Source organism: Citrobacter sp. Cc139, from assembly GCF_030334645.1.
Lineage (GTDB): Bacteria > Pseudomonadota > Gammaproteobacteria > Enterobacterales > Enterobacteriaceae > Citrobacter > Citrobacter werkmanii.
This window is the reverse complement of sequence record NZ_JAOWDM010000093.1, coordinates 206,120-218,871: the sequence shown is the minus strand read 5'-3', so window position 1 is coordinate 218,871 and position 12,752 is coordinate 206,120. Positions and strand designations below refer to the sequence as shown.

The following is a 12,752-nucleotide window of genomic DNA, read 5'->3' as shown; positions in this document are numbered from 1 at the left end:
AGAAGGACAGCGTGGAAATTTACGAGAACGAACACGACCAGGTTGATGCGGTAAAACGCTTCTTTGCCGAAAACGGCAAAGCGCTGGCGGTTGGGATAATTTTAGGGGTTGGCGCACTGGTTGGCTGGCGTTACTGGACCAGCCATCAGACGGAGTCCGCACGCTCTGCTTCTCTGGCATACCAAAATACGGTGACCGCGGTTAGCGCGGGTAAAGCGGATAGCATTCCTGCGGCAGAGAAATTTGCAGCAGAGAATAAAAATACCTACGGCGCGTTAGCTTCACTGGAACTTGCGCAGCAGTTTGTTGACCAAAATGAACTTGAGAAAGCCGCAAGCCAGCTGCAACAAGGCCTGGCTGCAACCAGCGATGAGAATCTCAAAGCGGTGATTAACCTGCGTCTGGCTCGTGTTCAGGTTCAGCTTAAACAGGCTGATACCGCGCTGAAAACACTCGACACCATTAAAGGTGAAGGGTGGACGGCCATTGTTGCCGATCTGCGCGGTGAAGCGTTGCTGAGCAAGGGCGACAAACAAGGTGCGCGTAGCGCATGGGAAGCGGGTGTGAAAAGCGATGCCTCTCCTGCTCTGAGCGAAATGATGCAGATGAAAATCAATAATTTGTCCATCTGAGAGGGACCCGATGCAATTGCGTAAATTACTTCTGCCAGGGCTGCTTTCCGTTACCCTATTGAGCGGCTGTTCACTGTTTAGTGGCGAAGAAGATGTCGTTAAGATGTCCCCATTACCGGTGGTTGAAAACCAGTTTACTCCGTCTACGGACTGGAGCACTTCCGTGGGCAACGGTATTGGTGATTTCTATTCCAATCTTCATCCTGCGCTGGCGGATAACGTTGTCTATGCAGCCGATCGCGCAGGTGTCGTGAAAGCGTTGAACGCAGACGACGGCAAAGAAGTGTGGTCTGTTAATCTGGGTGAGAAAGACGGTTGGTTCTCCCGTGCATCTGCACAGCTTTCTGGCGGCGTAACCGTGTCCGGTGGTCATGTTTACATTGGCAGTGAAAAAGCGCAGGTGTATGCGTTGAATACCAGCGACGGTACCACCGCATGGCAAACGAAAGTTGCCGGTGAAGCGCTGTCCCGTCCGGTTGTGAGCGATGGCATGGTATTAATCCACACCAGCAACGGTCAATTGCAGGCGTTGAACGAAGCTGACGGCGCCATCAAGTGGACCGTTAACCTCGACATGCCATCCCTGTCTCTGCGTGGTGAATCTGCCCCTGCGACGGCCTTTGGCGCAGCAATTGTTGGTGGTGATAACGGTCGCGTAAGCGCCGTGCTGATGCAGCAGGGCCAGATGATTTGGCAGCAACGTATTTCTCAGGCGACAGGCCCAACGGAAATCGATCGTCTGAGTGACGTTGATACCACGCCGGTTATCGTCAATGGCGTTGTTTACGCGCTGGCTTATAATGGTAACCTGACCGCGCTGGATCTGCGCAGTGGCCAGATTATGTGGAAACGTGAACTGGGCTCGGTGAATGATTTCATCGTCGATGGAAACCGTATCTACCTGGTCGATCAGAACGACCGCATACTGGCGCTGACCACCGACGGCGGCGTGACGCTGTGGACGCAAAGCGATCTGTTGCACCGTCTGCTGACGTCTCCGGCATTGTATAACGGCAATTTGGTTGTGGGCGATAGCGAAGGCTACCTGCACTGGATTAACGTTGAAGATGGTCGCTTTGTTGCCCAGCAGAAAGTCGACAGCTCCGGTTTCCTGACCGAGCCAGTCTCTGCGGATGGTAAACTGCTGATCCAGGCGAAAGACGGTACGCTGTACTCCATTACGCGTTAATCGTCCTGGCCGCTCGCTTTGAAAAACGGCTCCTGGTGCAGGGGCCGTTTTACTGTTTTTAACAACGGCGCAAAAATGTGCGCGTTGTCTGATGATTTTTTAAATGAGGCTTTAAACATGGTACCTGTGGTCGCGCTTGTCGGGCGCCCTAACGTTGGCAAATCCACGTTATTTAACCGTCTAACTCGCACCCGAGATGCGCTGGTTGCGGATTTCCCGGGTCTGACTCGTGACCGTAAGTACGGTCGTGCGGAAATTGAAGGCCGCGAGTTTATCTGTATTGATACCGGCGGTATTGATGGTACGGAAGACGGTGTTGAAACCCGCATGGCTGAACAGTCTCTGTTGGCTATCGAAGAAGCGGACGTTGTACTGTTTATGGTGGATGCGCGTGCTGGCCTGATGCCAGCGGATGAAGCCATTGCTAAACATCTGCGTTCACGCCAGAAACCGACGTTCCTGGTGGCCAACAAAACGGACGGACTGGATCCCGATCAGGCGGTTGTTGATTTCTACTCGCTGGGTCTGGGTGAAATTTATCCGATTGCTGCCTCCCATGGTCGCGGCGTTCTCAGCCTGCTGGAGCATGTTCTGCTGCCGTGGATGGATGACGTTGCACCGCAGGAAGAAGTCGATGAAGATGCGGAATATTGGGCGCAACTGGAAGCCAAAGAAAACGGTGAAGAAGAGCCTGAAGACGACTTCAACCCGCAGGATCTGCCGATCAAGCTGGCGATTGTCGGGCGTCCGAACGTAGGTAAGTCCACACTGACTAACCGTATTCTCGGCGAAGACCGCGTGGTGGTTTACGACATGCCAGGGACCACGCGTGACAGCATTTATATTCCGATGCAACGCGACGAACGTGAATATGTGCTGATCGACACCGCTGGCGTGCGTAAGCGCGGGAAAATTACCGAAGCGGTAGAAAAATTCTCAGTCATCAAAACGCTGCAGGCGATTGAAGATGCCAACGTGGTTATGCTGGTGATTGATGCGCGGGAAGGTATTTCCGATCAGGACCTGTCGCTGCTGGGCTTTATCCTCAATAGTGGGCGCTCACTTGTTATTGTCGTCAACAAATGGGACGGCCTGACGCAGGAAGTGAAAGAGCAGGTCAAGGAAACGCTGGACTTCCGTCTGGGCTTTATTGATTTTGCGCGCGTACACTTTATCTCTGCGCTGCACGGTAGCGGTGTCGGTAATCTGTTTGAATCGGTCCGCGAAGCGTACGACAGCTCCACCCGTCGCGTTAGTACCGCGATGCTGACGCGTATCATGACCATGGCGGTAGAAGATCATCAGCCGCCGCTGGTACGTGGTCGTCGCGTGAAACTGAAATATGCCCATGCCGGTGGTTATAACCCGCCGATCGTGGTGATTCATGGCAATCAGGTGAAAGATCTGCCGGATTCATATAAGCGCTATCTGATGAACTACTTCCGCAAAACTCTGGACGTGATGGGGACTCCGATCCGCATTCAGTTCAAAGAAGGGGAAAACCCGTTTGCGAATAAACGTAATACGCTGACGCCGACCCAGATGCGTAAACGTAAGCGTTTGATTAAGCACATTAAAAAAAGCAAATAATCGTTGCTGATGTTGATAAAAACCCGCGCTTGTCGCGGGTTTTTTTTCGGTATTCCATCGCCAGCCTCAGCCCGCGCGATGTCAATCACTATTCGTTTTTTACCAAGTTTAAATCTAAGAAAGTAGACATTTGTCGAGTTTTCATCTTAAAGTCCGGGGGTTGGTACTAGACAAAACTAGCCTTAGGTTATCAAATGGTTAAATAACTTTTCGCCGCATGTAAAAAATCGGTCAGATACGTAACTGGCTGGCGTACATGCGGTGTTTACACGCACGACGACATAACTTTCGGGAGAATTATGCAATCCTCTGTTAATCAAAAAGAAAGCCGAACTTTCTTCGGTCATCCTTATCCGCTCGGCTCGCTGTTCTTCACAGAGATGTGGGAGCGTTTCTCGTTTTATGGCATTCGCCCATTACTGATCCTGTTTATGGCGGCTACCGTCTATGACGGCGGCATGGGGCTGGCGCGTGAAAACGCCTCGGCGATTGTGGGTATTTTTGCCGGTACGATGTATCTCGCTGCGCTGCCTGGTGGTTGGCTGGCGGATAACTGGCTCGGCCAACAGAAAGCCGTATGGTACGGTTCCATCCTGATTGCGCTTGGTCATCTGTCGATTGCGCTTTCGGCCATTATGGGTAACAACCTGTTCTTTATCGGCCTGATGTTTATCGTGCTCGGTTCCGGTCTGTTTAAGACCTGTATTTCGGTCATGGTTGGCACATTGTATAAAAAAGGCGATGCGCGTCGTGACGGCGGTTTCTCGCTGTTTTACATGGGCATCAATATGGGGTCATTCATCGCCCCCTTGATCTCCGGTTGGTTGATTAAAACCCATGGCTGGCATTGGGGCTTTGGTATCGGTGGTATCGGGATGCTGGTGGCGTTAATCATCTTCCGTGTGTTTGCCGTTCCGTCGATGAAACGCTACGACAGCGAAGTGGGACTGGACTCGACCTGGAACAGCCCGGTAGTGAAGCGTAACGGTGTGGGCGCATGGCTACTCGCGCTGGCTGTCGGTGTGGCGATTATCGTTACGCTGATTGCGCAGGGCGTGATTGTGATTAATCCGGTCGCGGTTGCCAGCATACTGGTGTACGTGATTGCCGCCTCTGTTGCGCTCTACTTTATCTACCTGTTCATCTTTGCCGGCCTGAATCGCAAAGAGCGCGCCAGACTGCTGGTTTGCTTTATCCTGCTGGTTTCCGCCGCATTCTTCTGGTCGGCGTTTGAGCAAAAACCCACCTCGTTCAACCTGTTCGCCAACGACTACACTAACCGTATGATCGGTGATTTTGAAATTCCGGCGGTTTGGTTCCAGTCGATAAACGCCCTGTTTATCATCCTGCTGGCGCCGGTATTTAGTTGGGCGTGGCCGAAGCTGGCGAGTATGAACATTCGCCCGAGCAGCATCACTAAGTTTGTTATCGGTATTTTGTGTGCGGCGGCAGGCTTTGGCCTGATGATGCTGGCGGCGCAAAACGTTCTCAGCAACGGCGGGGCGGGCGTTTCTCCATTCTGGCTGGTAGGCAGTATCCTGATGCTGACGCTTGGCGAGCTGTGTCTGAGCCCGATCGGTCTGGCGACCATGACGCTGCTGGCGCCGGAAAGAATGCGTGGGCAAATGATGGGCCTGTGGTTCTGTGCCAGTGCGCTGGGTAACCTGGCCGCAGGTCTGATTGGCGGTCATGTGAAGGCTGACCAACTGGATATGCTGCCGGATCTCTTCGCTCGCTGCTCGATTGCGCTGCTGATCTGCGCCGCGGTCCTGATTGTCCTTATTGTTCCTATTCGTCGCATGCTGGAAAATACGCAAACTAAACCGGCAACCAGCGCCTGATAACACCTCGATTATGCCGGGGCAGAAACTATGCCCCGGTCATTCAATTGATGAGGTATGACGTTTTGTTGGACCTGGGCGACATTCAGCGCAGCGTGTTAAACTCAACGCAAGAATCGATCCCTGTACTGGAGTTGCAATGTCTATCATTTGTCCGGATTGCCACGCTGAACTGGAGCCACAAAACGGTGCGGCGCGCTGTGAGAGTTGCCAAAAAGATTTTCAACTGGAAGCACGTTGCCCAGAGTGCCATCAACCACTCGAAGTACTCAAGGCTTGTGGCGCGGTGGATTATTTCTGTCAGCATGGCCATGGGCTGATTTCGAAAAAACGCGTGGAGTATGTGCCGGTTTAAACCGGCTTTTTCTTCCGCGTTTTTTTCGCCGCCGTTACGCCCCTCACTTCGCTTTCCACCCAGCCATCTGCTAGTCGGGTGGTGATGACATCGCCTGCGCTGACCTGTTTGATCTGTTTCAGTACGCCGCCGCCCGTGGTGGTAGAAACGCTGTAGCCGCGCGCCAGCGTCGCCAGCGGACTGACCGCTTCGAGATGGGTAACCGCGTTGCCGAAACGCTCTCGCTGTTCGCTTATACGTGTGCGTACATTCTCCGTCAGACGATATTCCAACTGCTGAATACGGGCTTGCGCGCGATAAATGCGGGGCTGTGGATTTTGTTGATTCAGTCGCTGCAGCATACGTTGCTGGCGCTGATTCGCCTGCTTTATTTGGTTTTCCAGCGCGCTGCTCATGCGCTGACGCAGCCGTTCCAGAGAAGTTTGCTGGCGCGCCAGACGCAACTGCGGGTGCTGCTGCTGGAGGCGGTGGAAAAGCTGCGTGAAACGACGGGTGCGGTTGGCGAGGTAGTAATCCATCGCCATGCCCAGACGCTGCTGGGCAGACTGCACCTGACGCAGTAGCTCTTGCTGGTTACGGCTGACGATTTCCGCCGCCGCCGACGGCGTCGGCGCCCGCAGGTCGCCGACAAAATCGGCGATAGTGACGTCGGTTTCGTGGCCGACGGCGCTAACCACCGGAATGCGGCTGGCAAATATTGCGCGCGCCACGCGTTCGTCGTTAAAACTCCATAAATCTTCCAGCGAGCCGCCGCCGCGCCCGACGATTAACACGTCGCACTCGCCACGCGCGTTTGCCAGTTCAATGGCGCGAACGATTTGCCCCGGCGCGTCGTCGCCCTGTACCGCGGTAGGGTAGATAACCACTGGCAGCGACGGATCGCGGCGTTTAAGAACGTGGAGAATATCGTGCAGCGCCGCGCCGGTTTTCGAGGTAATCACCCCGACACAGTGGGCCGGGGAGGGCAGCGGTTGCTTATATTGCTGATCGAACAACCCTTCCGCCTGCAGTTTGGCTTTCAGCTGTTCATACTTCTGCTGTAATAGCCCTTCGCCCGCGGGCTGCATGCTCTCAACAATTATCTGGTAATCGCCGCGCGGTTCGTACAGCGTGATGTTGGCGCGTACCAGTACCTGCTGACCGTGCTGCGGACGGAACGTCACCCGGCGGTTGCTGTTGCGGAACATCGCGCAGCGCACCTGGGCGTTATCGTCTTTTAAGGTGAAGTACCAGTGGCCGGAAGAGGGCTGGGTGAAATTCGATATTTCGCCGCTGATCCACACTTGTCCCATCTTCTGCTCAAGCAGCAGACGAACCGTCTGATTCAGGCGGCTTACGGTAAAAATTGAGGAGGTCTGAGAGGATAACATGTGAGCGGGATCAAATTCTAAATCAGCAGGTTATTCAGTCGAAAGTAACATGCTCACAGAGGAGCGCAAGGTTTTTTTGCAAAAAAGTGTGGATGCAATCGGTTACGCTCTGTATAATGCCGCGGCAATATTTAATAACCTCCCAGGTGAGATATTGCCCATGCTACGTATCGCAAAAGAAGCCCTGACGTTTGACGACGTCCTCCTCGTTCCCGCTCATTCTACCGTTCTGCCGAACACGGCTGACCTTAGCACTCAGCTGACCAAAACGATTCGCCTGAACATTCCTATGCTCTCCGCAGCAATGGATACCGTGACGGAAGCGCGCCTGGCGATTGCCCTGGCACAGGAAGGCGGCATCGGTTTTATCCACAAGAATATGTCTATCGAGCGCCAGGCGGAAGAAGTCCGCCGCGTGAAAAAACACGAATCTGGCGTGGTAACCGACCCGCAGACAGTGCTGCCAACCACCACCCTGCGTGAAGTGAAAGAACTGACTGAACGTAACGGTTTTGCAGGTTACCCGGTAGTGACTGAAGACAACGAACTGGTTGGCATCATCACCGGTCGTGACGTGCGCTTTGTGACTGACCTGAACCAGCCGGTTAGCGTATACATGACGCCGAAAGAGCGCCTGGTGACCGTTCGTGAAGGTGAAGCGCGTGATGTCGTGCTGGCCAAAATGCACGAGAAGCGCGTTGAGAAAGCGCTGGTTGTTGATGACAGCTTCCACCTGCTCGGCATGATCACCGTTAAAGATTTCCAGAAAGCAGAACGTAAACCGAACTCATGTAAAGACGAGCATGGTCGTCTGCGTGTCGGCGCGGCTGTAGGCGCAGGTGCAGGTAACGAAGAACGTGTTGACGCGCTGGTTGCTGCCGGCGTTGACGTACTGTTGATCGATTCCTCTCACGGTCACTCTGAAGGCGTGCTGCAACGTATCCGTGAAACCCGTGCTAAATATCCTGACCTGCAAATCATCGGTGGTAACGTCGCCACTGGCGCTGGCGCTCGCGCACTCGCCGAAGCTGGTTGCAGCGCGGTGAAAGTCGGTATTGGCCCTGGCTCCATCTGTACTACCCGTATCGTCACTGGCGTGGGCGTTCCGCAGATCACTGCCGTTTCAGACGCGGTTGAAGCGCTGGAAGGTACCGGTATTCCAGTTATCGCCGACGGCGGTATCCGTTTCTCCGGCGACATCGCTAAAGCGATTGCCGCTGGCGCCGCTGCCGTCATGGTTGGCTCTATGCTGGCGGGTACCGAAGAGTCTCCGGGCGAAATCGAACTGTATCAGGGCCGTTCTTACAAATCCTACCGCGGTATGGGCTCCCTGGGCGCGATGTCCAAAGGTTCCTCCGACCGTTACTTCCAGAGCGACAACGCCGCTGACAAACTGGTGCCGGAAGGTATCGAAGGCCGTGTAGCGTATAAAGGCCGCCTGAAAGAGATCATTCACCAGCAGATGGGTGGCTTGCGTTCCTGTATGGGTCTGACCGGTTGTGGTACCATCGACCTGCTGCGTACGAAGGCTGAATTCGTGCGTATCAGCGGTGCGGGTATCCAGGAAAGCCACGTTCACGACGTGACCATTACCAAAGAGTCCCCGAACTACCGCTTGGGCTCCTGATAAGTTTCCGCGCCCGGTTTTAAACCGGGCGTTTTGTTATTGTTTCACTTGCCTCGGAATTATCGTCAAATGACAGACAATATTCATAAACATCGCATTCTCATCCTCGATTTCGGATCGCAGTACACCCAACTGGTTGCACGTCGCGTACGTGAACTGGGCGTCTACTGTGAACTGTGGGCATGGGATGTTACTGAAGCACAAATCCGTGAGTTCAACCCGAGCGGCATCATCCTCTCCGGTGGCCCGGAAAGCACCACCGAAGCAAACAGCCCGCGTGCGCCTGAGTACGTCTTCAACGCCGGTGTGCCGGTCTTCGGCGTCTGCTACGGTATGCAGACCATGGCAATGCAGCTGGGCGGCCACGTTGAAGGTTCTAACGAGCGTGAATTCGGCTACGCCCAGGTTGAGGTACAGACCGACAGCGCGCTGATTCGCGGTATCGAAGATTCTCTGACCGCCGACGGCAAACCGCTGCTCGACGTATGGATGAGTCACGGCGACAAAGTAACCGCGATCCCGGAAGGTTTCGTCACCGTTGCCAGCACCGAGACCTGCCCGTTCGCCATTATGGCGCACGAAGAAAAACGCTTCTACGGCGTGCAGTTCCACCCGGAAGTAACCCACACCCGTCAGGGTATGCGCATGCTGGAGCGCTTCGTACGCGATATCTGCCAGTGTGAAGCGCTGTGGACTCCGGCGAAAATCATCGACGATGCCGTTGTCCGTATTCGCGAGCAGGTTGGCGACGACAAAGTGATCCTCGGCCTTTCCGGCGGCGTGGATTCTTCCGTAACCGCCATGCTGCTGCACCGCGCAATCGGTAAAAACCTGACCTGCGTGTTCGTGGACAACGGTCTGCTGCGTCTGAACGAAGCCCAGCAGGTAATGGACATGTTCGGCGACCACTTTGGTCTGAACATTGTTCACGTGGAAGGCGAATCGCGCTTCCTGGAAGCGCTGAAAGGCGAGAACGATCCGGAAGCCAAACGTAAGATCATCGGCCGTGTGTTCGTTGAAGTGTTCGACGAAGAAGCGCTGAAGCTGGAAGATGTGAAGTGGCTGGCCCAGGGGACTATCTATCCTGACGTAATCGAATCTGCCGCTTCCGCGACCGGTAAAGCACACGTCATCAAATCTCACCACAACGTGGGCGGTCTGCCGAAAGAGATGAAGATGGGGCTGGTTGAGCCGCTGCGTGAGCTGTTCAAAGACGAAGTGCGCAAAATCGGTCTGGAATTGGGCCTGCCGTACGACATGCTCTACCGTCACCCGTTCCCGGGCCCGGGTCTCGGCGTTCGTGTGCTGGGTGAAGTGAAGAAAGAGTACTGCGACCTGCTGCGTCGTGCGGACGCTATCTTCATTGAAGAGCTGCACAAAGCTGACCTGTACAACAAAGTCAGCCAGGCGTTTACCGTATTCCTGCCGGTACGTTCCGTTGGCGTGATGGGTGATGGCCGTAAATATGACTGGGTTGTCTCCCTGCGCGCGGTCGAAACTATCGACTTTATGACCGCACACTGGGCGCACCTGCCGTATGACTTCTTAGGCCGCGTCTCTAACCGCATCATCAACGAAGTGAACGGCATTTCTCGCGTGGTGTATGACATCAGCGGTAAGCCGCCAGCCACGATTGAGTGGGAATAAGCCGATAACCTTTCCTGAGTTTTCATGAACAGGTAAAACTGCAATCAACCCTCTGTTTTTACAGGGGGTTTTTCTTTATGTGCATTCATGAATTTTCTATGCGGCGCACAGTTCCTGACGGTAAATTTGACGTAATCGTCGAACCAGGTCGAGTCATAAAGAAAGCCATTTAATAATAAAGTCATTTAATAATAATGAATATCCATATTGATTACTTCCGGGACTCCATGTCCTGCTTATTACTAAAACTGGATATATTCTTTGCGGAATTTACAGCGTATATTTCAAGTTGATCGCCATTAGAATGAGATTGCCAAATATCAATAATTTGTGGAAAACACAGCCAGCATGCCTTCACCCGCTTGGTTGGCGAGATGCCGCTGCTTCCAGCCGCGACATCTCGTATTGTATAGCCAATTCAGGACGATTAGTTAGCGCCGGTGCGCTAACGCAAAAAGCGACCTCTCAGCACCTTATTATCCACAATCTCTAACAATACCTGCGGTGATTGGGCTGCCTGGATGCGTTCGCCGAGTTGGGTAAGTAAAACGTTATCAGTATTAAGCAGGCTATCCGTTTGATTTAGCTTGCGTTCTACCTGTAAGGCATTTGCCTGGGTGCTGCTTGCTCGTTCAAATAACGGCTTCATCTTGCTGAGATGATGGGCGACTTTACGTTTTATTTTTTCCCATTGCTGAAATATGCCGTTGCTGGCATTCAGTTCTTTTAAATAGACCTCGCTTGTCAGGACAAATTCTTGGTTGCCGTCATGCTTGATGAACAGGATGAGATTAGCCACCAACAAACATTGCATACCCGTCAGATACTCACGCTGCAACCGTTCAACATTACTGATTTTCAGTTTGAGCGCTTCCCGGAGATCGTCAGATCCAAACCAACTGGTTGGTTCAAATTGTTCAATTTCTCGATATGCCTGAGTGATATCCTTTTCAAGATGCTTAACCTGCGAGCGTACTTCCTGCGCGCTTTTGGCCAGGTTGAGTAGCGACTCTTTGGTGATAATGTCATTACGGCTCAGTAATAAACCGATAATATTGAGATGTTCATGGAAAGCCTGGATCTTCGCGAGGCGCGATTGTTCAAGATGGCTTTTAATCGAATCGATCTTTTGTTCGATGATCCGCAGCCTCTCATTAATATCGGCAAGATGTTTTTGGGCCAGAAGTTGTGACGCGATATTAAAAACCAGGCTGGCATTGACCAGCGACTTCAGATTTTCAGCTTCGTGAAATCGGGCTTGTGCGCCAATTTTGTTGGTGTCTGGATTAAGTACCGCGCCGATTGCTCCGCTGCCATCTTTCGCCTGTACCAGTTGGCTGTATTCGAAAGAACAGGTCATTAATTGTGTCGCGTTACCTGCAACGGCAGTGGCGACGGTGGGTACGCTACTGAGCCAGTGGTTAAAGAGTGAAATGCTGCTGGGATCAAGTTCCGTCTGCGAGTCCTGTTGCGCAATATCTTGCCAGCATCCAGGCTGGCTGTGTATTTTCACCAGGGGATTATTTTGCGCGTCGACGATGTCCAACTCGAAGGCCGCTTCTTGCTCAGCTATCTGATTGTTGTTCGCTAAAGTTGACATAGGGTGAATTCTGCTGGGTTAGTTACGGTATTTTTACTGCGCTATTTTGGGCGAGTAAAGCATGTTGAGCATCGCGATATGGGCAATGAACGGAATTGTCACCCGGTATGCCTCCCCAAGCGTTTGGTTAGCAAGGCCAATCGTACTGACGATAGCAGTGACGGGATGTAAGCGGAGTGCGGCAAATGCCGCTACGCTTGCCGCAGTTGACAGGCCGATAACAACCCCTTTATCGTTGATGCGCAGATTATCCTGCATCTTGAAAAAACCGGAGACAACTTTCGTTTCTGTGCAGCGCTCCCAACGTTCATGATCGGCTAATGACTGCCAGTCATCACCAAACAAACTTAGGACGATTTCCCGCTCTTTTGTGGCGTTATTTTTTTTCTTGCTGTCTTTGCCATTGAGCTTTTTATGAACATCGGTTAATAACTCAGAATAAGGCAACGGCTCACTGCGGAAAATATTAACGAGCGAGTGTCCGCCATATTCCTGCAATTCATGTAGCAGATGCCGCAGTCCATGCTCGCTGTAGTCCCGTTCTGCCTTCTCTTCGAGTAGTAAGTCCTTAACGGACGATGATAATGCTACCCGGCCCTTGCCGTTGTCTGTCAGAACGTCGACCAGATAGTCAATGTGATTGAGGGAGGTTTTTTTCAGTAACGACAGGATATGTGGGTCACATTTGACCGGTTGTTCCATTTTTATGGATTCCTTCATCATGAATAACGCATAGAAAACGATAGAGAGTATTGTACAGATATGTTGGGGAGGGGGGGAGGTTGTTTTTTATAGCCTGTAATGTGAGACATGGAAACATGTAACGATGATGATATTTACGGTCTCTTTTTTAGCATTTAATTTTCAAATTTTATTTAAGAGTGGGTTTTTAAGCTATTAA

General features: G+C 52.6%; 10 protein-coding genes. 7 read left to right on the top strand and 3 right to left on the bottom strand.

Translation table 11 applies throughout. From position 1 onward, the window contains the following. Positions 1-11: 11 nt before the first annotated feature. The 5 genes from OGV69_RS22390 to OGV69_RS22370 all read left to right on the top strand — a co-directional run bounded on the left by OGV69_RS22390 (position 12) and on the right by OGV69_RS22370 (position 5,607). Positions 12-632 (top strand): YfgM family protein, encoded by a 621-nt coding sequence (locus OGV69_RS22390; RefSeq protein ID WP_038642608.1) that lies wholly within the window; start codon positions 12-14, stop codon positions 630-632. A gap of 10 nt (positions 633-642) precedes the next feature. After that, complete coding sequence (gene bamB / locus OGV69_RS22385; protein ID WP_069324460.1) at positions 643-1,821, top strand: outer membrane protein assembly factor BamB; 1,179 nt, start codon at positions 643-645, stop codon at positions 1,819-1,821. 117 nt (positions 1,822-1,938) lie between these two features. Next, entirely contained in the window at positions 1,939-3,411 is a 1,473-nt protein-coding gene (der, locus tag OGV69_RS22380; RefSeq protein ID WP_038642605.1) for a ribosome biogenesis GTPase Der, read from the top strand. A 299-nt stretch (positions 3,412-3,710) separates the two neighbouring features. Then, positions 3,711-5,252 carry a peptide MFS transporter gene (locus OGV69_RS22375; RefSeq protein ID WP_069324461.1) on the top strand — a complete coding sequence of 514 codons (1,542 nt, stop codon included), beginning with the start codon at positions 3,711-3,713 and terminating at the stop codon, positions 5,250-5,252. 139 nt (positions 5,253-5,391) lie between these two features. After that, a complete protein-coding gene (locus tag OGV69_RS22370; RefSeq protein ID WP_074458516.1) occupies positions 5,392-5,607 on the top strand; it encodes a zinc ribbon domain-containing protein in 216 nt (71 codons plus the stop codon). Here the strand turns inward: OGV69_RS22370 and xseA are convergent. Beyond that, positions 5,604-6,977 carry an exodeoxyribonuclease VII large subunit gene (gene xseA / locus OGV69_RS22365; protein WP_069324463.1) on the bottom strand — a complete coding sequence of 458 codons (1,374 nt, stop codon included), beginning with the start codon at positions 6,975-6,977 and terminating at the stop codon, positions 5,604-5,606. The two genes, OGV69_RS22370 and xseA, sit on opposite strands and share 4 nt — an antisense overlap. Before the next feature lie 160 nt (positions 6,978-7,137). On the opposite strand from xseA, the gene guaB reads away from it, so the two are divergent. Together guaB and guaA are read left to right on the top strand one after the other, a co-directional pair. Continuing rightward, positions 7,138-8,604, top strand: a complete 1,467-nt coding sequence (gene guaB, locus OGV69_RS22360) for an IMP dehydrogenase (RefSeq protein ID WP_038642597.1) — start codon at positions 7,138-7,140, stop codon at positions 8,602-8,604. A 69-nt stretch (positions 8,605-8,673) separates the two neighbouring features. Then, on the top strand, positions 8,674-10,251 hold the full coding sequence (gene guaA / locus OGV69_RS22355; RefSeq protein WP_038642595.1) for a glutamine-hydrolyzing GMP synthase: 1,578 nt from the start codon (positions 8,674-8,676) through the stop codon (positions 10,249-10,251). A gap of 445 nt (positions 10,252-10,696) precedes the next feature. On the opposite strand, the gene OGV69_RS22350 is transcribed toward guaA, so the two are convergent. Both OGV69_RS22350 and OGV69_RS22345 read right to left on the bottom strand, forming a co-directional pair. Further along, positions 10,697-11,851: a hypothetical protein gene (locus tag OGV69_RS22350; RefSeq protein ID WP_069324464.1), complete on the bottom strand. Its 1,155-nt coding sequence runs from the start codon at positions 11,849-11,851 to the stop codon at positions 10,697-10,699. Between the two features lie 33 nt (positions 11,852-11,884). Beyond that, entirely contained in the window at positions 11,885-12,553 is a 669-nt protein-coding gene (locus OGV69_RS22345; protein WP_051594537.1) for a YaaW family protein, read from the bottom strand. Between the last annotated feature and the right edge of the window lie 199 nt (positions 12,554-12,752).